The sequence below is a fragment of the Acetobacter sp. UBA5411 genome (assembly GCF_002409645.1).
Taxonomy (GTDB): domain Bacteria; phylum Pseudomonadota; class Alphaproteobacteria; order Acetobacterales; family Acetobacteraceae; genus Acetobacter.
The window spans coordinates 26,884-52,580 of the sequence record NZ_DHNR01000019.1 but is presented as its reverse complement, the minus strand read 5'-3'; the positions used below and the strand labels follow the sequence as shown (position 1 = coordinate 52,580).

Here is a 25,697-nt window from a genome sequence, read left to right as displayed (position 1 = left end):
CCTCGCAAAAAGATAGCGAGGCGGTTTGAAGGACTTGCAAAATATCCAAAGAAAACTGTGTCAGGATGCTCCAGGAACCGGTGCAGCAGATTTGGGAGCAGGAAGAATACGGGAACCACCACCCGACTGGATTTCAAAGATACCCAGCTTGCGCAAGGTCTGGCCGTTTCCAGTCAGCGTGAAAGCGCCATCGACCCCGGAAAAACCCTGAGGCTGCGTCAGCATATCGACCGGATATCCTTTCCCACCCGTTGCCGAATAAACCGAATTCGCCAGACTACCTGCATCATATGGCAGATCTGCCAGCGGCTTGGGGACGCGGTGGTTCTGGATAGAAAACTGCTGCACGAAAAGCGTGCGGGCCGCTGGGTCAGGCGCTGCATACCAGGCTCCTGCGACAGATCCCAGCTTTCCTGCAAAAGCACCCCACAGACCTGGTCCCATAAGGCGGACATCACTGGTACGAACCTGATTGGCCTTGAGCGCATCAAGCACATTCTTCAGCGCCAGTCCGGTGTCGGCCAGAAGCAGGGCATCGAACGGAGGAGCGGACAAGGTCGGGGAGGAAGCATCTGAAGATGTTGCGGCTGTCGCCTGAGCCGGAGGAGAAGCCTTGGGGTCTCCCGGCGACTGGGCATCCGCCTTTCCGCTCGCTTTCGAAGCCGACGACAATGCCGCCGCCAGATCATCCGGGAGATCCTGCGCCGGCCCGGTCGACTGACCGGATGCTGTTGCGACACGGGTGTCATAGGCGCTCAGAGTAGCCAAGCCGCTTCGGATCGCCTCAGGCGTACCTGCGTGATAGACCACCTGCGGATCAGCAAGGCTTCCCTCGCGGCAGGCGCGCACCAAGGCGTCGCCCATAGCGTGACCCAGGGGGGTATCGGGCAGGAAAGCCGCAAAATGATGGCGACCTTCCAGCTTTGCAGCGTCTACGAGACGCGAGACCTGTTGTTGCGGCGTAATACCAAACACCCAGACACCGGGGCGGGCCTGCGCCAGATCGCTGGTGAAAGCGATCACCGGAATGCCCGCGCGCACAGCCATCGGACCGATAGACGCCGTATCGACACTGGTCAGAGGCCCCAGAACGATACCGTCTCCGGCTGCAATGGCTGCCTGCATGGCCTCTGTCGCGCCGCCCGCAGCCGCCGTGTCATGCACATCGACTTTGGGTGGCGCCAGAGTTCCGGTCTGTTTTGATAGTGCCAGTTTTGCGGCAGTCAGCATTTCATTGCCGAGAACCCCGTTCGCGCCGGTCAGAGGCAACAACACCCCGACGTTCGGCGCTGAAGCCGTTGCATCGCTTCCGCCAAGGCCGCCCGGCCCGCTGGTGCCGCCGGAACTACAGGCAGCAAGCGCCAGAAGCGCGACCCCGGAAAGGTGACGCGCAAGGGTTCGGCTGGTATGCCGCAGAATGCTGCGCGTTGTGTCGTTCCTGCCAACCAGACGCGCCGTAGCACCGTCGTTTGTTTTAGTGTCAGCCGCCTCTCGCGACAGGAACCTGCATGTCCGATTCATCGTCCGCCTCTTCATCTGAACGGTTGCCTGTCGGGCCACAGGCGGAGGGTTACCCTGATGATGCTCCCTCCCATAGCGAAGGAATGCCGCCACGTCATGCCCGGTCTGATGAAGAAGCTGGTGCTGGAGAGTCTTTGTCCCCTCGCAAAGCTGGCATTCTGACGCTGGTGGCCACGCCTATCGGCAATCTCGGCGATCTTTCTCCTCGCGCCGTTCAGGCCATGCGATCAGCCGATCTGGTGCTCTGCGAGGACACCCGGGTGACGGCGCGTCTGTTCATAGAGCACAATATCAGCACGCATGCTGAACCACTCCATGAACACAACGAACGCCAGAGAGTGCCGGGACTGATCGACCGCCTTCTGGCGGGGCAGCAGATCGCTCTTGTTTCCGATGCAGGGATGCCGCTCCTGTCCGATCCCGGATATCGTCTGGTTCGTGCGGCGATAGATGCGGATATCGCCATTACTGCTGTGCCGGGGCCGAATGCAGCCCTGACGGGCCTTGTTCTCTCAGGTCTGCCCCCTCACCCATTCCTGTTTGTTGGTTTTGCGCCCCCTCGGAGTGCGGCCCGAAAGGAAAGCTTCGCCACCCTGCACGCAGCCGAACGAGCCGGTCTGAAAGCCACACTAATATGGCATGAAGCGCCTCATCGTCTGGCAGAAATGCTGAACGATCTGGGCGAAATTTTTGGCGAGGACCGCCCTGCTGTCGTTGCCCGGGAGCTCACAAAGCGTTTTGAAGAAGCAAAGCGCGGCACGCTGGGCACGCTGGCCTCTTTCTACGCTGAAACGGCGGCCAGAGGCGAAATCACCGTTCTGGTCGGACCGTTCGAGCAGACAGGACAAGATGCCGATACGCTCGACAAGCAGCTGGAGACTGCCTTGGCCAGCCAGTCAGTCAAGGATGCCGCCGCTCTTGTTGCAAAGGCAAATGGTCTGCCCAAAAAGACTGTTTACGCCCGTGCGCTCGAGCTTATGGCCATGCAGCAGAAAAATACAGATTAGCCCCATTCTGCTGCGGAAAGAGCTGACATCCGTTCGTGGCCCGATTTACGCACCTTGAAGTTTGTGACCAGCTGCAACAACTGGGACGAACTCACTTCAAGCTGCTGACCAATCTTGATCGTGTTATGCAAAACAGAAGCGCTTCTTTTTGTATCCTGGGCAAGCCGCACCGTGTCCCGATTGATTGCATCAACACGCGTTGCCTGTGTAGCTGACGCTTCCGCGATCTGGCCAATCAGCCCACCAACACTTTCAACCGAGCTTCTTGTGTTGCCTATGGCGCTTCCCGCTGAGCCTGCCAGCTTCACGCCCTCTTCGACATCCCTGACGCTCATGGAGACAAGAGCCTTGATCTGCTTGGCGGCATCAGCAGACCGTCCGGCAAGGGCACGCACCTCCTGTGCGACAACCCCGAACCCTTTCCCGGCATCACCCGCACGGGCTGCTTCCACTCCGGCATTCAGGGCCAGAAGATTGGTCTGTAGGGCAAGCTCATCAATCATACCGATAATCTGGCTGATCTGTCCGGATGAATCAGAAATCTTTGTAATGGCGGCGGAAGCATCAGAGACAATCTCCTGCCCTCTTTCAGCCTCCTTGCAGCAATCCTTGACCGCCGTATCCGCATGGACAGTCTGACCCGCCACCGCCTTTACCGAGACAGTCACTTCTTCGATGGTGTGCACAATGGTATCAAGACCACTGACCTGCACATTCATCTGTTGCGCAACATTGCGACTGGCTTCGCCCACGGCCCGTCCGTCAGCCTCTACTTTCTCGGCCGTTTCCCGCACCGAAGAAATCAACCCGCCAAGACCATTGAGCAGCTTCTCGAAAGCGCTTCCCAGTCGCGGAGATTTCTCCTTCAGTTTGTCGTCCACTGACTGCACAAGGTTTCCCTCGGCGACCCTTTCAAGCGCCATCGCCAGCATTTCAAGAGCCTCTTCCTGCTCCTGCTTCGCCATTTTGCGCTGCTTTTCAAGCTCATTGAGAGCCGACGTCACTGCCAGTTCCATGTCCAGCATCGTCGCCTTGATCAGCAGACCGAGATCCTTGGCAAGTTTCTCTTCATTTCCAGTGATCTTTGGCTTTCGCCCAAATCCGCCCTTCACCACAGTAGGCCAGTTCTCACGGACTACTGCTTCAACGATATGCTCAATAAGCAGGGAATTACCCGCAATATACCATCTGGGTTCAAGTCCGATACGGGCGTGCGTGACACCAATCCGCTCTACATCACGAAAATAATCGGCACCGAACCGTCCGCTGACGATCTTCTTCCAGTGTTCATACTGTTTTGAACTTGCGTCAGCCTTCTGCTCATCACTTGTGAAAAAGTGGGCGACTTCGGGCGTTTCGCTGATCTTGAGGTAAAAGTCATTCAGGGCCTGCGGAAGCGCTCGGGAAATAGCCCCTACTAGCCCTTCCATCTGGTCAAGTTCAGCTTTGCCAAGTCCAAGAAATTGAAGTCTGCGGTCAATATCAAGGACTGTATGATCGCTGGTCATGTAGCCTGTTCTTTCGGTTGCATAATCGGCGAAATGCCCTCAGTCGCTCTGAGGAACAAGCAACAGGATTGAACCGAAATTCGTGGAGAAATCTTTAATTTCTCTATGGATTTCTCTCGATATGGGCTTTCAAAATAAAGACATAGAAAAAATCGCAAACCACCACTCAATACATTGAAAAAATTATACAAAAGTCACGGTTGCGCGAGACCCTCCCCAAAAAGGTTCCTACATCGTTAGTCTGACCAAAACCGTTATCGGAGTCAGATATGAGCGACACATTCACGATGCACGACACGCCCATAGGCATTAACGCCACGGGGACGCGCATCGAAACTGATTCAATGGGCAAGATAGAGGTGCCCGCCCAGCATTACTGGGGCGCGCAAACACAACGTAGCCTCGTACATTTCTCAATCGGCAGGGATGTCATGCCGATCGAACTTTGTCGGGCTTATGGAATCGTCAAAAAAGCAGCGGCGCTCGTCAATCTTGCTGACGGCAGACTGCCCCAGTGGAAAGCGGATGCGATCATTCGTGCGTCTGACGAAGTCACTGAAGGCAAGCTCGATAGCGAGTTCCCGCTTTTCGTCTGGCAGACCGGCTCCGGCACCCAGACCAATATGAACGCCAATGAAGTCATCGCAAACCGGGCGATCCAGCTACTCGGCGGAGAGATCGGTTCGAAGAAACCGGTACATCCGAATGACGATGTAAACATGGGGCAGTCGAGCAATGACTCCTTCCCCACAACCATGCATGTCGTGACGCTGCTGGAAATCGAGAACACCCTTGTTCCCCAGATTGAAGCGCTCATTGCGGCCATCCGCAGCAAATCCGATCAGTGGATGGATATCGTCAAGATTGGGCGCACCCACCTTCAGGATGCCGTACCTCTCACCGTTGGACAGGAATGGTCCGGCTGGGCACAGCAGCTTGAAGACGCTCTCGACGCCCTGAAAGCTTCCATTCCGGGACTGGCCCAGCTTGCGGCCGGAGGGACTGCCGTCGGCACGGGTCTGAATGCGCCTCCGGGATTCAGCAAGGCGATTGCCGTGAAAATTGCCGAACTGACCGGCAAACCCTTTATCACCGCTCCCAATAAATTCGCGGCGCTGGGTGGCTTGGACGCCATGGTGAGAGCATCCGCCGGTCTTCGCGGCCTTGCCGTAGCGTTGATGAAGATCGCCAATGACATGCGCTGGCTGGGGTCAGGTCCGCGCTGTGGTTTGGGAGAACTCCACCTTCCGGAAAACGAGCCCGGCTCGTCCATCATGCCCGGCAAGGTCAATCCGACCCAATGCGAAGCGATGGTGATGATCGCCACGCAGGTCATGGGCAACGATACCGCCGTGGCTTTCGCTGGAGCACAGGGTAATCTCGAACTCAATGTCATGAGACCGGTCATTGTTGCGAACGTGCTCCATGCCATCCGCATTCTGGCGGATGGATGCCACAATTTCCGTGTCTTTTCCGTTGAAGGCACCACGCTCGACAAGAAGAATCTCCAGAAATACATCGAAGACTCAGTCATGCTGGTGACGGCCCTCAGTCCTGCTGTCGGTTACGACAAGGCCGCCGCCATCGCTCATCGCGCCATGGAAAAAGGTGAGACCTTACGTGAGGCAGCACTTGCCTCCGGCGTTGATGAAGAGACCTTCAACAAATACGTCGATCCGAAGAAGATGGTCGGCAAGGGATTAGCGGGGGCCTGAAAGACTTTGCCTCCCCCAAAGCCATCTCAAAATTAAGAAAATTCCGATTCAGTCTATAAAATCACCTTTTTAGACTGAATCGTATTTTTATATCCAAAATTGATACGAACAAAATTTGGAATTTTGTATTTAAATTGATACGAATTTTTTCTGCATCAGATTGGTTAATCTTATTAACCCTTATTTTTACTATAAAATTTCAATTTATGTCCGAAAATGAAATTTATATATTCACGCTCATTTCAAAAATTACAAATCTGTAATATCTCATTAGTGAAGCAATTGCTGTATTGTTTCTACCAGATTACTGAAGGGAAACCTCTTCAGCTAATCCAAGGGTAACAAAACAAGCAAAAGGCTGAGAGTTATCATGGTGCAAAATGCCACTGACTACTTCACGGGACAGACATCAACTGATTTTCTGGACCCGACAAACTGGGAATCAGGCGAACTGCCGACGGATTATCATGAAGTCAACATAACCGGGACAGAATCAGCTCCTGTTACAGCGGTCATTGGAAGCGCTTACACCACTACAGTTCCCAGCCTGACTATTGGTGATTACGGAACACTTAAGATTACTGCCTGCGATGGCTCCGATGCTACGGCTTCTCCGGTCTTTACAGCAACGGCTCTTCAGATTTTCGATACAGGCAGCCTTATTGTTGACACAGCTTCACCAGTTGAACTGGGGATCAATGAGATTTCCGGCACACTGACGATTGATGACAGCTCGAATGTTACAATCACAACCCAGAGTCTTTCCGGTAACGGCACAATCAACCTGAACCACTCCACGCTGGGCGCAGAAAGTGCAGGCATTGTTCTGGACAGCCAGATGACCGTCAACCTGACGGGCGGCAGCACGATCTATACGCAGGGGAATGGCACCGGCGGCGTTATCAATTTCGACCCATCAACGCAGAACATGATTGTTCTCGATCAGAACTATTCAACCGTAAACACTGTTTTCAACAATGTTTCCGAGAATTCTGAATTCGCAATCAATGGTTCCAGCGGTGTTGTTCCTGTTTCCGCCAGCTATTCGGAAAACAGCAATGGCAGCTATACGCTGACAATTGACACAAGCAACAACCAGACCATCACGCTTGGCAATATCAACGTAGAAAGCGGCTACACGCCCGGTTCCCTGACGGTCACGGAAGACAAAGCTGGTGATTATGTGATCGCCGACAGCAACCTGTCTTCCTCTACTGTCAGCGGCTGGCCGCCGGGCCACGACCATAGCAGCTCCTGTGATAACAACACCGGCGGTGGCGGCAACGATAACGGTGGTGGTAGCGATAACGGTGGCGGTAGCAACTGCAACAACGGTGGCACCACGCATCATCACCATGACGGGTGCACGATACCGACATGGTGGGATCACGGCTCCTGCTCCAAGCCATCAACACTTCCCTGGAATGGTAATGGCGACTGCTCCGGCAATACCTCCTCTTCCTGCGATACGCACACAGACAACAACTTCTGGAACTGTGTCGCCAAGGATCACTACAGCGGCTGCAAAACAGACTGGAGCAACTGGGCTGACAACACTTCCTCCAAGGGTGGTTGTGCAAGCCAGATCGAGCACTGGAATGCCGGTAGCTGTGCTGCAGCAGCTCACACATCGGACTGCACTCAGCAGACGCAATGGACTGGCGTATTCACCCATTCCTGCTAGTTGACAGAAAAAGGGCGAGGATTACTCCTCGCCCTCATCTTTCACCTGCCTGAATTGAAAAAAACGTCATGCCGCAAGGCATGACGCTTCTTCAGAACTGGTCGTCTTTCTCAATCGGAAAGACGACCTTTTTTATTTCGCGTCAGACTCCTTGCCTTCATCCGTCAGAGCATAAGCGATGACATAATCGCCAAGTTTCGTGCCGAACGAGCCATGTCCGCCTGCAGCCGTCACAATGAACTGACGACCGTTCTGCTCATAGGTCATCGGCGTTGACTGGCCACCAGCTGGCAGACGATCTTCCCACAGCTGCTGACCCGTCGTCATGTCGTAGGCGCGGATATAATAATCCGCGGTTGACGTCAGGAACGCCACGCCCCCTCCAGTCGCGATCGGACCACCGAGCGACGGGATACCGACCTTGAAGCCGAATGGCAGAGGCGAACTGTCACGCGTGGTGCCGTTGCGGTGCATCCAGACAATCTTGTTCGTCTTGAGATCGATACCGGCAACATAACCCCAGCCCGGCTGTTTGCAGGGCACGCCAAACGGCGACAGGAACGGGTTCAGCTCAACACCAAACGGCGTTCCATACTGCGGCTGAACGCCCAGCTCGGAACCAGATGCGGCACCGCTTTCAGCGGGCTTTGCCGGATTGTTGGGACCGCGAGGGATCAGGCGGGAAACGAACGGAATGGCGATCGGGTTGGCGAAAGCGATCTGCCGGACAGGATCGACCGCAAGACCGCCCCACTCGAACATGCCCAGATTACCTGGAAACACGAGCGTTCCCTGCGTGGAAGGCGGCGTGAAGGGGCCGTCATACCGCAGCGACTTGAACATGATGCGACAGACAAGCTGATCCACCATGGTCGCGCCCCACATATCCGCATCCGTCAGATTGCTCTTCGGACGGAATGTCAGCTCGGAGTAAGGCTGCGTGGGAGAGAGATGATCGCCCGGCGCGGCGCCCTGCGGAACCTTCTTCTCCGGAGCCGGCACCACAGGCACACCCGTGCGACGGTCCAGAACAAAGATGTTGCCGGTCTTGGCCGGCGCATAGATCGCCGGGACAACCGTACCGTCAGCCTGATGAATATCGACAAGGCTCGGCTGGGCCGGAATGTCCATGTCCCACAGATCGTGATGCACGGTCTGATAGAACCAGGCTTTTTCGCCGGTATCAGCATTCAGGGCCAGCAAACCCGAAGCATAACGCTCCTGATCAGCTGAACGGTGACCGCCCCAGATATCCGGTGTCGCAACGCCCGTGGGGATATAGATCAGGTTCAGCTTGGCGTCATAAGAAGACGTGATCCACGAGTTGGGCGAATTCGCCACATAAGTGTGCGTATCAGACGGCAGTTCGTTCGGATTGGGATTACCTGCATCGAATGCCCAGACAAGCTGGCCGGTACGCAGGTCGAACCCGCGCGTCACACCAGACGGTTCATGTGTCGAGTAGTTATCCGTCACGGCGCCTGAGATAATCACGACCTTGCTGGTCACAACCGGCGGCGATGTAGGCTCATAGAAGCCCAGTTGCTTCATCGGCATGCCATCGGTCAGATTGATCTCACCGTTCTTGCCGAACGCAGCGCAGCGCGCGCCAGTCTTTGCGTTGATGGCAAACAGACGGCCATCATTGGTCGGCAGGAAGATGCGGCTGGCGCAGTCATCCGTAGCGTCTGCGGTTTCAGCGTAAGACACACCACGGCAGGTCATATGCTGGAAAGTGGGATCATATTTGATCTGTGGATCGAACATCCAGCGCTGCTTTCCGGTCGCGGCATCCAGCGCGAACAGCTTCTGGTGCGGAGAGCAGAGATACACTGTGTCTTTGATCTTGATCGGTGTGACCTCATCCGTGATTTCTCCCGGATCGTTCGGCCCTTTCAGATCATGCGTGCGGAAGGTCCACGCCACCTTCAGATTTTTGACGTTCTGTGCGTTCACCTGCTTGAGCGGCGAGTAACGGTCACCAAACTGGGTGCGTCCGTATGCTTCCCAGTCAGAGTCAGCGACCTGTCCTGCATCACCGGGCACAACATCCGTTGCCGCAGTCTGGGGCAGACTGCCTGCGATATCCTGCGGGTCTTGCGTCAGGGCGTAGCCGAAGATCACAACACCGGTGACAATACCGGCGGCCAGAGGCGCACGCGCTGCCTGCGCGTTCCGTCCCAGTTGACGGGTAACGAACGGCAGCAGCAGCCAGACACCCAGAGGAAGGATCAGGTCGCCGCGTGGTGCGAGCGTCCAGAAATCAAAACCGGCTTCGATCACGGCCCAGATGAGCGTGGCGAAAACGATAAGCGTGTAGAGCCACAACGCCGCAGCGTTGCGCTTCCATAAAAGATAGGCGGTAAGAAGAACCGCCACACCACACGGCGCATAAAACAGAGACCCACCCAGAGTGGCCAGCCACAGTCCGCCACCGGCAAGAACCAGCCCCAGCAGGGCGGTCACGAGCACAGTGACGACGAGTATCCCTCCGGGCCTGTCAGCACGCGTTGTCATAAATTCAGGGCCTTTTCGACGTCCATCACACATTGCATCCATGCACAAACAGATGAGACGGCCCCGGGTTGTCAACGGGAAGTTGAAAAAACCTCGGCTGTGGGATTTGCCGGAACTTTCCCGTATAAGCGCCCGCTCGCGCCGCTCAGCGCCCCCTTTCCTGCCGTCTGGCCATACACGGATTTCGGTTCATGCCCACGTCTTCACCCGCCTCTTCGGCAGCCTCCGCGCCATCTGGCGTTCTGTCTTTTTCCCAGATTCGTATTCTGGTGCTGGCGTCGCTGGGCGGTGCGCTGGAGTTTTATGACTTCGTGATTTTCGCCTTTCTGGCCAAGCTCATCGCACTCCACTTCTTCCCGGCCAGTCAGGCGGCATGGCTCAGGCAGACAGAGGCGTTCGGGCTGTTCGGTGCGGGGTATCTGGCGCGCCCTCTCGGCGGAATCATCATGGCGCATTTCGGCGACATCGCCGGGCGGAAGAAAGTCTTCACCTTCAGTGTGCTGTTGATGGCGCTGCCCACGCTGATGATGGGTCTTCTGCCCGGTTATGAAACGCTTGGACCGGGCGCGCCACTGATCCTGCTGCTTCTGCGCATGGCGCAGGGTGCGGCCATCGGTGGCGAGGCTCCCGGCGGCTGGGTGTTCGTTGCCGAACATGCTCCGCCGGGTCGGGTGGGACTGGCGACTGGCCTGCTCACCGGCGGATTGACGGGCGGCATTCTGCTTGGCTCACTTGTGATTCTGGCGCTGAACGCGGCGCTGGCTCCGAATGTCGTCAGCGATTGGGGCTGGCGTCTTCCCTTCATTATAGGAGGGATTTTCGGAATTGGCGCGATGATCCTGCGGCGCTGGCTGGACGAGACGCCTGTGTTTCGTGAGATGCACCAGCGCGCCGAAACCGCCTCCTCCCTGCCCGCCGCCATTCTGCTGCGGAATCACCGCTTTTCCATCCTGTGCTCGGTTCTGACGACATGGACCCTGACGGCGGCGATTGTCGTGCTGATCCTGATGATGCCGCCCCTGATGCAGTCCCTGCACCACATACCGCCGTCCGAGACCATGCTGGCGAGTTTGGTTGCCACCCTCTGCCTCACGGTCTCGGTCGTATCGGTTAGCGCCCTGACCGACAGAATTTCGTTGAGCGTGATGAGTCTCGTCTGCGGACCGCTGCTCGTTGCCGGTGCTTTTGCACTATACAGCTTACCCGCCCAGCTTCCGCATCTTCTGCCTGTCTGGGCCGGGTTGGCCGGGCTGTGCTGCGGTTTTGTCGGGCTGGTACCCGTCGGGATGCTGCGAGCCTTTCCTCCAATGGTACGGTTTTCCGGCGTTTCCCTTGCCTACAACATTGCTTACGCGATTTTCGGTGGACTGACCCCAGCCATCATTTCCTCGCTCACGCCCTACACGCCGCTGGCTCCAGCGATTTACGTCACCATTGCCGCTGCCGCAGGCTGTGCGGGACTATGGTTGCTGGACAATCGGAAGCAGAGCCGCATCCGGCCTCAGACAGTGCCTGCGTGACTGTTTCCTTATCCGTTTGAACACCCCGGAAAGATCTTTGGTTTTCTGACTTTGATCCGCACATGAACAGCACTCTGGAAGGCTCCATACCTTTCAGGGCGAACCGGAACACAGAATGCGCGTTAAGCTGACACAAACATTGTGTTTTGTTTTGTCCGCAACCCATTTCACAACCTTTGATGGACTCCCATGACCGGTCATTCCCTGTTCAGCCGTCACAGAAAACTGTTCATCGGCCTCGGCACCCCGGTCGTGCTGATTCTTCTACTCATCGCATTCTGGTCGTGGGACTGGTTTGTGCCTCTGGTCAATCGGGAGGCGACGGCGCTTCTTGGACGCAAGACAACGATTGAACATCTGCATGTCAGCGTCGGTTTCGTGCCGAAAGTGCGGGTTGATGGCGTCAGGATCGAGCAGCCTGACACTTTCAAATCCGACACCACGCCGTTTTTCACGGCGGATCATCTGCTTGTCAGAATCCGTCTGCTGGCGTTTCTGCATGGCAGAACAGAACTGCCCCGCATTGCGGTCGACACCCCCCGCGCAGACATTCAACGGCGTCAGGACGGTAGCAACAACTACACGTTCGCTTCTGACAGCAAGAAGACCGAAAACGACAAGAAAAACGGTTCAGTCACTCTTCCCGACATCGAAGAATTTGACATCACTGACGGCCATCTGCGTCTGAGAGACCAGAAGCTGCGGGCGGACATGACCTCACAACTGCATACGACGCCGCCGACCTCCGCCACGGATCGCGGTACGATCGTCATGGATACGACCGGGCGCTATGCTGGCCAGCCGATCATCAGTCATTTCGTCGGTGGAGCGCTCCTGTCCCTGCAGAACGTCAAGACGCCCTACCCTGTCAATCTGATGGTGAAAAACGGCGGCACCCGTGTGACGCTTAAGGGCACTGTCAACAATCCACTTGCCTTTGAGGGAACGCAGCTCGTCCTGCATCTATCCGGACCAGACATGTCCCTGCTTTATCCGCTGACGGGCGTCCCCATTCCGCAGACGCCATCCTATGATATTCGCGGCAAGCTGGATTACGATCAGCAGCATATCGCTTTCAAAAGCTTTACCGGCCACATGGGGTCCAGCGACCTGAGCGGCACCATCACGGTCGATCCGCACCAGACTGTGCCGTTTGTCGAGGCGTCGCTCCGCTCGCGGCGGGTGGATATTCAGGATCTTGGTGGCTTTATCGGCGCAAAGCCGGGCGAGAAGACCGCTTCCGAGAAAAAGGTGGACGCCAAGGACCCGAATGTCCTGCCGGATACGCCGATCAACGTGCCCAAGCTCCGCGCCATCAATGCCCATGTCACCTATAAAGGTGAGCACATCCAGAACAAGCAGCTTCCTCTAGATGATATCGACGCCGAATTCACGGTTCAGGACGGCGCTATTGACGTGAAGAAGCTGAACTTCGGCGTTGGCACAGGCACACTGGCCAGCAGCGCGACATTGAAGCCGGTGAATGACAAGAACTTTGCCGTCAACGCCAAGGTAGACTTCTCCCGCATTGATCTGGCGCACATCATGCGCACCGCGACAGGGACCAACGCTCAGGGTGGTGTCATCGGCGGTCGCTTCAGCCTGAATTCCACCGGCAATTCGATCGCATCTCTCATGGCGAACGGCAATGGCGGTCTTACCCTCGTTCTTGTGAAAGGCGGCGAGATCTCGGCGCTCATTCCGGCAGCACTCGGGCTGGAGCTTGGTGACGCCGTGCTGTCGGCGCTCGGGCTGCCGTCCCACTCTCAGGTGGAATGCTTCGTGACTGACATGCCGCTGAACAACGGCGTGGCCAGCACCCGTTCCATGCTGCTGCGCACCAACGACACGCGCACACTTGGGCGGGGCGACATCAACTTCCGCACCAATAAAATCGACTACTCCCTGACGACCCGCTCGACCGGCTTCACCATTCTGTCCTTCCCGGGTGCGTTCAACATCACAGGACCACTGAAGTCACCGACCGTGCTGCCGGGTGCGGAAATTCTGGGTCGGGCCGCCGCAGCGACCGGGCTTGGCTTTGTGTTCCCGCCTCTGGCGCTGCTGCCGACAATCCAGTTTGGCGTGGGCAAGGGATCGCTCTGCGAGAGGGCCCTGCAGGAAGTGAACAGCAACCCATCCTCGGGCAAGGCGCCGGGCGGGGTCGAAGAAAATGCCGCTCCCAAGGGCAATACCCAGGTCAATCCCAAGGCCAGCGGTAAAAAAATGAGCCCGGCGGAAGTAAAGGCGGCCTGGAAGAAAAAGCTGAAACATTAAGAGTGTATTGACTTGTCGGGGTGGTGGCACGAAAGGTTATCCACAGACACTTAATAAGTCTGCTGCGTCACAAGAGGTCAGAACACCCCGATGCCTTCTTCCCCTTCGACATCCGCCCAGCGGGATGCTTCAGCGCGGGTGCGCCGCACCACCTTCTTTCTGGCTCTGGCTGCCGGTCTTGCAGGCCTCATGTTCGGACTGGACACCGGGGTCATCGCAGGAGCGCTGGGATTTATCCGCGATGAATTCCAGACCAACGACCGCACCACGGAGTGGATTGTCTCCTCCCTCATGCTGGCTGCGGCGTTCGGGTCAGTGCTTGCGGTCTTTGTCGCTGACAAATGGGGACGCAAGGGAACATTACTGGTAGCGGGAGGGCTGTTTCTGAGTGGAACAGCCCTCTGTGCGTTAGCGAACAGTGTCAGCATGATGATCGCGGGACGCGCCTGTCTGGGGCTGGGCGTGGGACTGGCCGCTTTTGCCGCCCCTCTCTACATCGCCGAAATCGCGTCTCAAGACCGGCGCGGCGCGATGATCTCCTCCTATCAGCTGATGATCACCATCGGGATTCTGTTGGCCTTCACCTCTGACAGCCTGCTCACACCGGGCGGACACTGGCGCATCATGTTCGCTGTGCTCAGTGTGCCGACTGTGCTGTTCCTTCTCACCACCCTGCTCCTGCCCTACTCCCCGCGCTGGCTTCTGACGAAGGGACGTCGTCAGGAGGCGCGCGACGTTCTGCTGCGCGTGAGAGAGTCGGCGGAAGAAGCTGATGCGGAACTATCACGCATCGATCGACAGCTTGGACGTGAAGAATCCGCAGGTGCCGCCCTGCTGATTTCAAACCCCAATTTCCGGCGCACCTTCGTGCTGGGTATTGCGCTGCAGATGTTGCAGCAGTTCTCCGGAATCAACGTGCTGATGTATTATGCTCCCACCGTGCTGAATCACATGGGCTTCAATGCGTCGAGTTCCGTATGGTGCACGACAGCCATTGGCGTGGTGAACACACTCGCGACACTGGCCGCGGTTGCTCTTATGGACCGATGGGGACGGCGACTTCTCCTGAGCATCAGCACGTTCTTCGCAGCCATCGCCATGCTCGGGTTCGGCACGCTGCTCTGGACCGGCGCGACCTCCATGACCGCCAGCATGATTGCAATGGGCTTTCTGTTTCTGTTCATCGCAGCCTTTGCTGTCGGTCAGGGGCCGCTGCCGTGGATCATCGGCTCGGAGGTTCAGCCTCTGCGTGGACGCACATTCGCCGTATCGTGTTCCACACTGGCAAGCTGGATCGCCAACTGGCTGATCAGCAATATCTTCCTCTCCAGCATGAGCGTGATTGGTGACTATGGCGTCTTCTGGTGCCTCGCCGGCTTCAATGCCCTGTTCTTTGTCGTAGGGCTGATGTTTGTGCCTGAAACCAAGGGCTGTTCGCTGGAAGATATTGAAGACCGCATCAACTCGGGCGTTCGCCTGCGTGATGCGGGACAATCGTCAGTCAAAGTTTTGCAAGAAAAAACCTGATCCACTTTTCCGACAATTGAGTGACCGGGTCACGTGAGTGTCGGGAAGGCTGACCAAGGTCTTTGTCTAAAAACAGCCGTCTGAAAAAGCGCTATTCAGACTTTCCTGTTGATGATCGAAGAAACGTTCAATGAGCAGAGTTTTTTGAAAACAGGTTGATCACCAGAACGCCTGCAAGAATCAGTCCCATTCCAATCAGGCCTGCCGCGTCCAGCTTCTGACCCTGCACAAGCCAGGCAATGAGCGTGACCAGCACCACGCCCACACCGGACCAGATGGCATAGGTCGTCCCAGTGGGGATCGTCTGAAGAGCGAGCGACAGAAAATAGAAAGCCACGCCATATCCGATCAGCGTCACCAGAGAGGGTATAGGCCGAGTAAATCCTTCAGCCGCCTTCAAACAGGAGGTGGCGAGCACTTCGGCGCAGATCGCAATGACCAGCTGAAAATATGGCATGGACCATCCTGTTCTATGATTTGGCTCTGTAACGATCATGCCTGCTGGGGAGACACTCGGCCAGCCCTGCCCGGCCCAACAGCAAACCGAGGTCGCATCAGAACGCCAGCCGCGCTATGAACGAAGGATGAACGACAGGGAGACCAGTCATGACAGCGCGGCGTGAGACCCCACCCGCATCGGGCGGTGATCTGTTCGGCGGCAGCGTCACGGAGCCCACCGGATCGGAAAGCACCCATTCAGGTCGCGGACATACCCCAACGCAGCCCCTTGCCGACAGGTTGCGCCCGACCACGCTGGACGATGTTGTCGGGCAGCAGCAGTTGCTCGGCCCGACCGGTGCGCTCACGCTGATGCTGGAACGCGGCACGCTCGCCAGCCTCATTCTCTGGGGTGGCCCCGGTGTCGGCAAGACCACGATCGCCCGTCTGCTCGCCAAAGCCGCCAATCTGCGTTTCGTTCAGCTCTCCGCCGTCTTTTCCGGTGTCGCCGACCTGAAGAAAGCCTTTGACGAAGCCCGACGTTTTGCCGAAGCCGGACGGGGCACGCTGCTGTTCGTGGACGAAATCCACCGCTTCAACCGCGCCCAGCAGGACGGTTTCCTGCCCGTAGTGGAGAACGGCACTGTCGTGCTGGTAGGTGCCACCACGGAAAATCCCTCCTTTGCCCTGAACTCGGCGCTTCTGTCACGCTGTCAGGTTATGGTGCTGCGTCGTCTGGATGATCCCGCACTGGAGGCCCTGCTGGTCCGGGCTGAGGAAGAGACCAAACGCACCCTACCGCTCACCGAATCCGCCCGCGCCACCCTGCGCGCCATGGCGGATGGCGATGGTCGTTACCTGCTGAACATGGTCGAGCAGATCCTCAGCCTGAAGACGGAAAAGCCGCTCGACTCACAGGAACTGGCGCGCATTCTGGCCAAACGCGCCGTGCTGTACGACAAGGATCGGGAAGAGCACTACAACCTCATCTCCGCGCTACATAAGTCCCTGCGCGGGTCCGATCCGGACGCGGCGCTTTACTGGTTCGCCCGGATGCTGGAGGGCGGCGAAGACCCCCGCTATATCGCCCGTCGCCTGACGCGTTTCGCAGCAGAGGATGTCGGCATGGCCGATCCCTCCGCCCTGCCCCTTGCCATTGCGGCATGGGAGACGTACGAGCGACTGGGCTCGCCGGAAGGAGAGTTGGCCTTGGCGCAACTGGTCGTCCATCTGGGCACGGCGCCGAAATCGAACGCCGTCTACAAGGCCTATGGCGCGGCGCGGCGGGCGGCGAAAGCGACCGGCAGTCTGATGCCTCCGGCCCATATTCTCAATGCGCCGACCAAGCTCATGAAAGAGATCGGCTACGGAGATGGCTATCAGTACGACCATGACACGGAAGAAAGTTTCTCCGGCCAGAACTACTTCCCGGACGACATGAAACGGCAGAATTTCTACAACCCGAAAGGGCTCGGCTTTGAACGGGAAGTGCGTCGCAGGCTGGACACATGGGCCGGAATAAGGGCAAGCCGCGCAAAACAGGGCAAGCAATCGTGAGGCGCGGAAGAGTATGAGTGTGACCCAACTGACGGTCAGTGAGGATGAAGCGGACATTCGCCTCGACCGATATTTCCGTCGCCATTACCCCCATCTGACGCAGGGTGCGTTGCAGAAGCTCTGCCGCACCGGGCAGATCCGCGTGGATGGCAAGCGTGTTGAAGCCAACACGCGACTGGTGCCGGGGCAATCCGTGCGCGTGCCGCCCATCCCCATGGCCGCCAAGCCGTCCCGCGATGTTCCGAAAGCGCTGAACCCCAAGCTGGCCAGCGAAATCCGGAAGATGGTCATCTATTCGGACCCGCAGATCATCGTGCTGAACAAGCCGTCCGGTCTGGCGACGCAAGGCGGCCCCGGCATCACACAGCATGTGGACATGATGCTGGACGGGCTGCGCGAGGGTGATGATCCACGTCCCCGCCTCGTTCACCGCATCGACCGCGACACCTCCGGCCTGCTGCTGCTCGCTCGCACGCCGGGTGTAGCGGCCAAGCTGGCGACGGCGTTCCGGGGACGCGACGTGAAAAAGACCTACTGGGCGGTTGTTGTGGGACGCCCTGACCCGATGTCCGGCGAAATCGACCAGCCGCTGGCTCGTCTGGGCGCAGGACCGGGGTCGATCACCATCGCCGCCGACCGTAATGACGAGGATGCGCAGTCCGCCCGCACCGATTACGAGGTGCTGGACTCTGCTGCGCGCAAGTTCTCATGGCTGGGGCTTTCACCACTGACCGGACGCACGCATCAGTTGCGCGTTCATTGTGAATCGCTTGGCACGCCTATTCTCGGTGACCCAAAATATGGTGGCGACAAGGCGCATGTCGATGGTTTTGCCGACCGTCTGCATCTGCATGCCCGCAGTCTTGTGCTGCCGCATCCGGCGGGAGGATGGCTGGAAGTCAGCGCCGAGCTGCCGCCGCACATGAAAGAAACCTTCAGAACGCTCGGCTTTACAGCCGGCTCAACCCCGGCTCCCCGCAGGAGATGAGCATGAAATTCAAGACGAAGCTTGGCCTTGGTGTCGGTGGTCTCGCCGTGCTGCTGGGCGGCACGGTTCTGGCCTCCGCGTTCATGGACGCCAACTGGATGCGGACACGCCTTGTCGAGGCCGTCGAACACCAGACAGGCCGGACGCTCCGTATTGATTCGCTGCATGTCTGGCTTCTGCCGTATCCGTGGATCAGCGCGCAGGGCATCGGACTGTCCAACACGCCCGGCAGCGCGAACAGGGAGATGTTCACAGCCAACGAAGTGCGGGCGCGGCTGGCGATCTCTCCCCTTTTCCATCACCGGGTCGTGCTGGATGATGTCAGCCTGTCCGATCCGCATCTGACGCTTGAACGGACGCCAGACGGAACGGCCAACTGGATTCTGACGCCACCCGTCTCTTCCGGCGACGCTGGCGATGGCACCGCTTCAGGCGGACATCAGCACTGGAATCTCGCTGTCGCAGCGCTCCATCTGCGGGATGGAGCGGCCTCGTGGAACGATGAGCGGAACCATGTCACCGGCACAGCCGATCTTGATCGTGCCGACCTGACCGGTCTTGACGGCACAATGGCCAAGATCGACGTGCGTGGCCATCACGATAAGGGTAGTTTCACTGTCAGCGGAACAACCGGTCCCCTGCCCCCAATCGACGGACAGCCCTGGCCGCTCAACCTGACCGCCACCCTGACCGCCACCCTGACGGCGGACAAACGGAAAGCCGGACAGATTCAGGTCGGCGGCGTGGTCGCTGACCCTTTGCATGATGCGGGTTACGATATCCAGATCAACGGCACGATCGATCAATTGCGTGATCTGGAAACGATTTTCCCCAATGCAGGCCTTCCGGACGCAACATCGGTTTCCCTGCAGGCTGGCGTGACCGGCAGCGGGCGCACGCCCTCCTTGCGGATGCTGCATCTGCGCACAGGACCAGCCAGCCTTGATCGTCTGATGACCGGTCTCAAAGCCAGCGCCATTACTCTTGATGCTGACGATAACGACCAACGCGTCGCCATCTCCATGAATGGCCAGCTGGATACGCAGCCGGTCACGGTGCATGGAACCCTTGGCACACTGACCCAGACCACGCAGGCGCTGCGTGCTCCTGACACTGCGCCCATGCCCGTGACGCTGTCACTCGGGGAAGGAGGTTCGTCCATCACCCTTGATGGCGTGGCGGGTGGTGGCAAGACATCGCTCGACGTTCATGGTGCCCTCCCCACTATGACCTTTGGTCCGGGCAAACCGAGCTTTCAGGGCCTCAAGGTCGATGGCCACATGACCAGCTCCGCTCCCCTGAGTGTGCTGGAGAAGGCTGATCCGGCGTCTCTGCTCAAAACCTCCGAGGCAACGCTGGATGTCGGAGCGCAGAGAATGAGCTGGCAATCCGTCGCGTGGGAAGCCCTCACCGCGCATGTGGTGGTCAGCGGCGAAAAACTGACTGTCGATCCGCTGCATGGCAATGGCACGGGCAACACCAAGGGAATCGCCCAGTCCGGGCAGATTGTTTACGACGCCTCCGGCGCAGTGCCGCATCTGACCATTACCGCCGCGCCCTTTGTTCTGCCGACCCAGATGATGCAGAGCTCGACCGGCATGCCTCCCCTTGTGAATGGCTCCATGCAGGTTGTGGGCACCGTCACAGCCGATGGTTCCATGCTTGACGAGTGGGAACAGACAGCAACAGGGCATGTCGGCCTGTCGATGGTCGGAGGACGTGTGGACGGCAAGGCTCTGGAAGCCATTCTGGGCCGCAATATCCCCATGCGGGGCACGCTCGCCCTTCGGTGCTTCGGTGCTCACATGCAGCTCACCGATGGGCTGGCCACGATCGGAAGATTGGGACTGGAGTCTGATCTGCTGTCTCTGACGGGGCATGGCACGGTCAAACTCACCAATGGGGCGCTTGATCTCCATCTTTCGCCACGGATCGGCGTAGGGGGGGCTGCCGCTTCCTCCCCCGTTGCCGTGACCGGCACGGTGGATACACCTCAGCCACGCCTTGAACCCGGAGCAGATGGTCGTTTCGCGATCTCGATTGGTGGTGCCAATGACCCCGGCGATCAATGTCCAGATCTGCTGGCTACGGCGCGGGAGGGCGCTCCCGGTCCGGCTGCTGCGCCGCCACCGGCCAACAAGGCTGGTGGGATCATGAACATGCTGAAAGGCCTCCTGCGATGAGCGAGAAGAAGAAGTTCTCGGCGGACGGTCCTGCCCCACGTAAACGCTTCTGGACGCAAGCAAGCGTAGAGCCATCGGATAATGGCTTTGCTGTCCTGCTGGATGGTAAACCGGTGCGACTTCCGGGACGGGAGGTCCTACAAGTGCAGTCTCGCGCACTGGCCGAAGCTCTGGCCGCTGAATGGCAGGCTGCGGGCATGGATGATCCGCAAAAGCGCTTTGCAGCAGAAGATCTTCCACTGACCCGTATTGCGGGCACCATGATCGAACGCGTCACACCTGACCGCCAGCATTCGGTCGATACGCTGGCCGGTTACGGTGAGCATGATCTGCTCTGCTATCGCTCTGAGGCTTCCGATCCTCTGAGTGCCAGACAGCAAGAATTGTGGCAGCCGTGGCTGGACTGGCTACACAAGACCTATGACGTCACACTGACCGTGACGCATGGCCTGATGCCCGTTCCGCAACCATCAGCCTCTCTGAAAAAACTGAAGCAGGTCCTATCAGAACGCAGCGATGCCATTCTGGCCGCGCTTGGTGTCTGTGTGCCGGCACTTGGCAGTCTGACACTGGGACTTGCCGTGATTGATGGGCGTCTGGATGCCGAGCGCGCCGTCAATATCGCCACACTGGACGAACGTGCACAGATGGAGCGTTGGGGCGAAGATGTCGCGCATCTGGACCGTATTGCGACAATGAGCGCTGATGTGACGGATGCTGCCCGGTTCGTCACTCTCGCTAAGGATAAATAGCTTTCACAGAGAGAATATTGATTTTGTAAAAGACGTTTTCTTCACTCATTATATCGGGACGAAGTCTTTTTCGTTTTGTCCCGATCAGGCAACAAGCCTGTAAAACCTCCATATTTTCAATATCACTCCCATTTCATCAAACCTCATACGAACATTTCTTTTTGATGGCGTGAACAGCTTGGGACACAGCATATTCCTTCTGGGTCCGCTGGCATATGTTTGCGTTCAAAAAGGATTTCATAAGTGAATAAAGACAAACCAAACGAATTAAAGTTTATGAACATTAGCAATACCTGTAAAATTTATGGAATTGGCCGCACATATTGCTACAAACTTCTCGCCGAAGGTCATATCAAAGCCAAGAAACTGGGCGGAAGAACTTTAGTATCCACTGATTCTGCCAATAATTATTTTAGCAAACTGCCAGATTATAAATCACAGGCATCCGTCTGAGGAGGATACACACATGGATCGTGTGATAGTTTATCCTGCTCAGGTTATCGCCGACACTGACACTCTGATTGCACAGCGCAACACTGAACGCGCCATTGGTCAGGCCGTTGCGATGACCATGGGCGGACCGGGCCCATTTGCAAGTGGCCTCGCCGCCACGTGCTCCGGGTCAGACATGGTGGTTAATGTTGGTAGCGGCCAGATCAATGAGGGCGCAACAGCGGATTCATCCGCTTACGGCACGCTTGCAGCCGACAGCACCATCATCATGCGTCAATATACGGCGGCAGCGACAAGTTTCACCCTGACGACAGGCACTACGGCTCAGACCTACTATATTTATGCAACGGTCGGGCTGAGCGATACCGGCTCGACAATGCTGCGTTATCTGGACGCAACTGACAACACCAAAACGCTCTCGGGTGAGGACGACACGGGAACCTCGCAACCGACCCAGCGGACAGCCGTGGCGACAGTGGCCATCTCAACCACGACACCACCGGCGAACACCATTGCACTCTGGCGGATTGATCTCCCTGCGAATGCAACAAGCGTTACGCAGTCGATGATTTCTCTTGATAATGACAGTCTTTTTTATCCCAAGATCCCAGCGCTTGCCCCAAAAGATTCACCGACTTTTACCGGCACGCCGACAGCACCCACTCCCGCCTCTGGAGATTCCTCAAATCTTCTTGCAACAACAGCATTCATCACAAACTGGTCAGCTGGAAACCTTCTTCAGAGCAATATCTATTTCGGACCGACAGCCAGTGCTGGCGGCTATAATGTCCTGCAGATTTCTATCGAATCCCGCACAAAGTTTCTGATTGTCGAACTGAGCGGAGGCGGTGGCGGTGGCGGCGGAGCCCCGACATGCTCCTCCACTCAGGGAGGAACCGGCGGCGGCGGCGGTGCTGGGGGATATTGCCGCTTTCTGGTGGATGTCTCGAAAATCCAGTGGCCTGTTACTGCAACACTGGGAGCCGGTGGCCGCGGAGGACAGTCTTCCTCAACCGCCATGACTGGCAATGCTGGCGGCTCGGCGGCGTTCGGTAGCATGGTGGTCGTGACCGGTGGGTTCGGCGGCCTTGTCGCACAGGGCGGCGGTGTCGCCATCATCGGTGGCGCAGGTGCCGGTGGTTCTGTGCAGGTCACGACGGCTACCGGCATCACGGTTCTGAACAGCGCAACAGGTCAGAGCGGATTTTCGGGACACGTCTCCGGAGTCTCGGAAAATTACTTCTTCGGATACGGCGGCGCGGGCGGGGCCCGTGCGCCCTATTACGCAGGCGGGTGGGAATCAGGTTCGGGCGAGACCGGTAAACCCGGCGACCCCGGCGGCGGGGGCTCCGGGTCCTGTGTAGCCCCCAGTGGCACTTACAAAAACGGCGGTGATGGCGGCCCTTCCTGGCTGACCGTCACACAATATGGATAAGGCATTATATATGAATTATTTTTTCGAAGGCTGGGCAGGTCTTATGCTTCCCGGATGGACCGAACTGACTTTGGCCGGTTACGACCGGGTTCCTGTGAATTTTATGGCGCTCGGGGGCGGCAGTGAAACACGCCCGGAAGTCGATCTTGTTTTTCCAGCCCCTCAGGCGACCTATCCTGTCTGCGCCGGGATCGGACTGTTTACATCAGACAGCGGTAATGATGGACCGATTGTTTATTGGGAATTTTCCCACTGGGACAACACGGGCAAGAACGCTTCCATCCTGCTTCCTGTCCCCGAAGTCACTCTTCTGCTGGATCGCACACAGACCTGGCAGGATGGAGCCGCCATTGGACGCACTGCCGCAGGCGGTACAGTCTTTGTCGGTCAGGACGTAACGCTGGTTGACGGTCGCTACTGATCTTACACCCATGCGGCGGGAGAACTTCCCGTCGCATGGGTATTTTTCCATCCCATTTCTATTTTGGAACATCTCTGATCAGGAAAGTGACTATCCGCAGCCCTGCCCTGTTGAATCAGACTGTTTCCTTGCTCGCTCTGGCCGCTTCCCGAGCAGCCTGCTTTTCTTCCTCGGTCCAGATCTTGCGCTCACGCACTTTCTGCGGCTTGACCTGCTTGACTGGTCCACCGCCAAGCACGGGAGGACGCATGGTTGAGTTCTGCGCCTCGTCCGAGTGCCATTCGTGGTCAGCATGCACTGTCAGAGCACGACCGATTTCCCGCTCCACATTATGCAACCAGGCCCGCTGCTCGGCATCGCAGAGAGTAATGGCGTAACCACTGCGTCCAGCACGACCAGTCCGGCCTATGCGATGCACATAGCTTTCCGGCAGGCTCGGGAGATCATGGTTGAAAACATGCGTGACTGTATCAACATCAATACCGCGTGCTGCAATATCCGTTGCGACGAGAACCTGAACATCACCGGCACGAAAAGCCTCCAATGCCCGCTCGCGCTGCCCCTGCGATTTGTTGCCGTGAAGCGCCTCAGCAGTAATACCCGCTTCTGTAAGGAAGGCGCAGACTTCGTTTGCGATGTTTTTCTGTAGGGTAAAAACAACCGCCTGCCCCATATCAGGCGTCTGCTGTAATTGCGCCAACAAAGCTGTCTTCTTGTGCGCGGCATCCATGAACATGACCGACTGCTCTATCCGGTCGACCGTCGTTGAAGGCGGCGCGATTTCCACCTTCGCCGGGTCACTCAGGAGACTGTCCACCAGAGCGGCAATGGACTTCGGCATTGTAGCCGAGAGCAGCACCGTATGCCGATCCTTCGGCAATGTTGCGACAATACGCTCGATCGGCTTGGCGAACCCCATATCCAGCATCTGATCGGCCTCATCCAGCACAATCGCCTCAAGCTCTGACAGATCGCAAAGCCCCTGCTCGATCAAATCCAGCAGTCGCCCCGGTGCAGCGACAATGACATCCACACCTTCCTTGAGCGCATTGACCTGATGGAACTGACTGACGCCACCGAAGATTGTTGTGACCCGAAAATCCAGATGACGGCCAAAGCTCTCGAAGCCGTCAGCAATCTGGGAGACCAGTTCACGTGTCGGCGCGAGAACCAGAACGCGAGCGCCACCCTTGGGAGCCGGACGAGGTGTCTCGGCAAGCCGATGCAGTAGCGGCAGCACGAAGGACGCCGTCTTGCCGGTTCCGGTCTGTGCCATGCCTAGCAGATCGCGGCCTTCAAGCAGCAGAGGGATGGACTGAGCCTGAATAGGGGTCGGCTTGACATAGCCTTCTTCACCCAGAGCGCGCAGCAGGGCTGGTGAGAGGGCGAGATCTTCAAAAGTGATGGACATGCAAGCGGCGCCTCCGGCGCTCAGTAAGGTTGCGCCTAATCGGGCTTCGCTAGGTCAGAAAGCGGGCTTTTACGGGGGATGAGGTACGGCGTCAACGGGAAGAGGAGCGTAATATCAACCTACACAAGCAATGCTTGCCGCGTTACTGCCCTCCCATCAATGACTGAAACTATCACCTACAATTTCGGATGTTGATTACAAGTTTCCCCGATCCATTCATTCCGCCGCAACCGATAAAGAACATGGCGACTCAGAGGATGTCCTTCCTTGACGAGAGGATAATCAAAAGCACCACCCCCATCACGCTGCATATCCACCTTTTCCATGACTCGGCGTGACTTGATGTTGTGAGGAACAGTAATGGCGATAATTTCAGGCAGGGTCCTACTCCGTCGCCCAGCGCTCGATCTCAACCCCAACTGAATCAAGATCTGAAAAGATATCGAGTTTTTCAACGCTGATACGAACCACCCTCACTCGGCGATCCTTCATCACCTCAATGGCGATACGCTCAGCCAGCGTCTCCACAAGCTGCGTGTGGGTCTCCGTCGCCAGACGACGGATCGTCAGTACAGCCGTCTCGTAGGAAACCGTCCGGCTGAGGTCGTCCACACCTTCCGTCAGATCACGGCTGTCATCCACACCAAACGAGACATTGATGCGAACACGCTGTGTCACACCCTGTTCATGCGGAAAAACGCCGATATAGGCGTCAACAATCATATCCTTGAGAAAGAGCCGTCTTACAGCCAGATCAGCAGGCCAGGGCGCCAGAATTGTCAT

At 57.5% G+C, this 25,697-nt stretch carries 19 protein-coding genes; 13 read left to right on the top strand and 6 right to left on the bottom strand.

Annotated elements, in window-relative coordinates:
- Positions 1-60: 60 nt before the first annotated feature.
- The gene (locus tag B3759_RS05410; protein WP_291364386.1) at positions 61-1,521 is read right to left on the bottom strand and encodes a penicillin-binding protein activator; all 1,461 of its coding nucleotides are present in this window, start codon (positions 1,519-1,521) and stop codon (positions 61-63) included.
- On the opposite strand from B3759_RS05410, the gene rsmI reads away from it, so the two are divergent.
- Entirely contained in the window at positions 1,509-2,528 is a 1,020-nt protein-coding gene (rsmI, locus tag B3759_RS05405; protein WP_291364384.1) for a 16S rRNA (cytidine(1402)-2'-O)-methyltransferase, read from the top strand. The two genes, B3759_RS05410 and rsmI, sit on opposite strands and share 13 nt — an antisense overlap.
- On the opposite strand, the gene B3759_RS05400 is transcribed toward rsmI, so the two are convergent.
- Positions 2,525-4,036 (bottom strand): methyl-accepting chemotaxis protein, encoded by a 1,512-nt coding sequence (locus B3759_RS05400; protein WP_291364382.1) that lies wholly within the window; start codon positions 4,034-4,036, stop codon positions 2,525-2,527. The genes rsmI and B3759_RS05400 overlap by 4 nt on opposite strands.
- 269 nt (positions 4,037-4,305) lie before the next feature.
- On the opposite strand from B3759_RS05400, the gene fumC reads away from it, so the two are divergent.
- Together fumC and B3759_RS05390 are read left to right on the top strand one after the other, a co-directional pair.
- Positions 4,306-5,751 carry a class II fumarate hydratase gene (fumC, locus tag B3759_RS05395; RefSeq protein ID WP_291364380.1) on the top strand — a complete coding sequence of 482 codons (1,446 nt, stop codon included), beginning with the start codon at positions 4,306-4,308 and terminating at the stop codon, positions 5,749-5,751.
- A 370-nt stretch (positions 5,752-6,121) separates the two neighbouring features.
- Complete coding sequence (locus B3759_RS05390; protein WP_291364379.1) at positions 6,122-7,435, top strand: hypothetical protein; 1,314 nt, start codon at positions 6,122-6,124, stop codon at positions 7,433-7,435.
- 132 nt (positions 7,436-7,567) lie between these two features.
- Here B3759_RS05390 and B3759_RS05385 read toward each other — a convergent pair whose 3' ends face one another.
- On the bottom strand, positions 7,568-9,952 hold the full coding sequence (locus tag B3759_RS05385) for a glucose/quinate/shikimate family membrane-bound PQQ-dependent dehydrogenase (protein WP_291364377.1): 2,385 nt from the start codon (positions 9,950-9,952) through the stop codon (positions 7,568-7,570).
- Between the two features lie 191 nt (positions 9,953-10,143).
- On the opposite strand from B3759_RS05385, the gene B3759_RS05380 reads away from it, so the two are divergent.
- The 3 genes from B3759_RS05380 to B3759_RS05370 all read left to right on the top strand — a co-directional run bounded on the left by B3759_RS05380 (position 10,144) and on the right by B3759_RS05370 (position 15,276).
- The gene (locus B3759_RS05380) at positions 10,144-11,472 is read left to right on the top strand and encodes an MFS transporter (RefSeq protein WP_291364375.1); all 1,329 of its coding nucleotides are present in this window, start codon (positions 10,144-10,146) and stop codon (positions 11,470-11,472) included.
- Between the two features lie 189 nt (positions 11,473-11,661).
- Positions 11,662-13,749 carry an AsmA family protein gene (locus B3759_RS05375; RefSeq protein ID WP_291364373.1) on the top strand — a complete coding sequence of 696 codons (2,088 nt, stop codon included), beginning with the start codon at positions 11,662-11,664 and terminating at the stop codon, positions 13,747-13,749.
- 90 nt (positions 13,750-13,839) lie between these two features.
- On the top strand, positions 13,840-15,276 hold the full coding sequence (locus tag B3759_RS05370) for a sugar porter family MFS transporter (protein ID WP_291364371.1): 1,437 nt from the start codon (positions 13,840-13,842) through the stop codon (positions 15,274-15,276).
- Positions 15,277-15,403: 127 nt separating this feature from the next.
- Here B3759_RS05370 and B3759_RS05365 read toward each other — a convergent pair whose 3' ends face one another.
- The gene (locus tag B3759_RS05365; protein WP_291364369.1) at positions 15,404-15,733 is read right to left on the bottom strand and encodes a DMT family transporter; all 330 of its coding nucleotides are present in this window, start codon (positions 15,731-15,733) and stop codon (positions 15,404-15,406) included.
- Between the two features lie 149 nt (positions 15,734-15,882).
- Here B3759_RS05365 and B3759_RS05360 point away from each other — a divergent pair, with 149 nt between their 5' ends.
- The 7 genes from B3759_RS05360 to B3759_RS05330 all read left to right on the top strand — a co-directional run bounded on the left by B3759_RS05360 (position 15,883) and on the right by B3759_RS05330 (position 23,503).
- Positions 15,883-17,271 carry a replication-associated recombination protein A gene (locus B3759_RS05360; RefSeq protein WP_291364367.1) on the top strand — a complete coding sequence of 463 codons (1,389 nt, stop codon included), beginning with the start codon at positions 15,883-15,885 and terminating at the stop codon, positions 17,269-17,271.
- 13 nt (positions 17,272-17,284) lie between these two features.
- Positions 17,285-18,259, top strand: a complete 975-nt coding sequence (locus tag B3759_RS05355; RefSeq protein ID WP_291364365.1) for an RluA family pseudouridine synthase — start codon at positions 17,285-17,287, stop codon at positions 18,257-18,259.
- Between the two features lie 2 nt (positions 18,260-18,261).
- On the top strand, positions 18,262-20,442 hold the full coding sequence (locus B3759_RS05350) for an AsmA family protein (RefSeq protein ID WP_291364363.1): 2,181 nt from the start codon (positions 18,262-18,264) through the stop codon (positions 20,440-20,442).
- Entirely contained in the window at positions 20,439-21,194 is a 756-nt protein-coding gene (locus B3759_RS05345) for an ATP12 family chaperone protein (RefSeq protein ID WP_291364361.1), read from the top strand. The genes B3759_RS05350 and B3759_RS05345 overlap by 4 nt, the downstream gene beginning before the upstream one ends.
- Positions 21,195-21,437: 243 nt before the next feature.
- Complete coding sequence (locus B3759_RS05340) at positions 21,438-21,647, top strand: hypothetical protein (protein ID WP_291364359.1); 210 nt, start codon at positions 21,438-21,440, stop codon at positions 21,645-21,647.
- A 13-nt stretch (positions 21,648-21,660) separates the two neighbouring features.
- Positions 21,661-23,082, top strand: a complete 1,422-nt coding sequence (locus B3759_RS05335) for a hypothetical protein (protein ID WP_291364357.1) — start codon at positions 21,661-21,663, stop codon at positions 23,080-23,082.
- A gap of 10 nt (positions 23,083-23,092) precedes the next feature.
- On the top strand, positions 23,093-23,503 hold the full coding sequence (locus tag B3759_RS05330) for a hypothetical protein (RefSeq protein WP_010665997.1): 411 nt from the start codon (positions 23,093-23,095) through the stop codon (positions 23,501-23,503).
- A 115-nt stretch (positions 23,504-23,618) separates the two neighbouring features.
- Here B3759_RS05330 and B3759_RS05325 read toward each other — a convergent pair whose 3' ends face one another.
- Together B3759_RS05325 and folB are read right to left on the bottom strand one after the other, a co-directional pair.
- Entirely contained in the window at positions 23,619-24,914 is a 1,296-nt protein-coding gene (locus B3759_RS05325; protein ID WP_291364354.1) for a DEAD/DEAH box helicase, read from the bottom strand.
- 384 nt (positions 24,915-25,298) lie between these two features.
- The gene (gene folB, locus B3759_RS05320) at positions 25,299-25,697 is read right to left on the bottom strand and encodes a dihydroneopterin aldolase (protein WP_010666240.1); all 399 of its coding nucleotides are present in this window, start codon (positions 25,695-25,697) and stop codon (positions 25,299-25,301) included.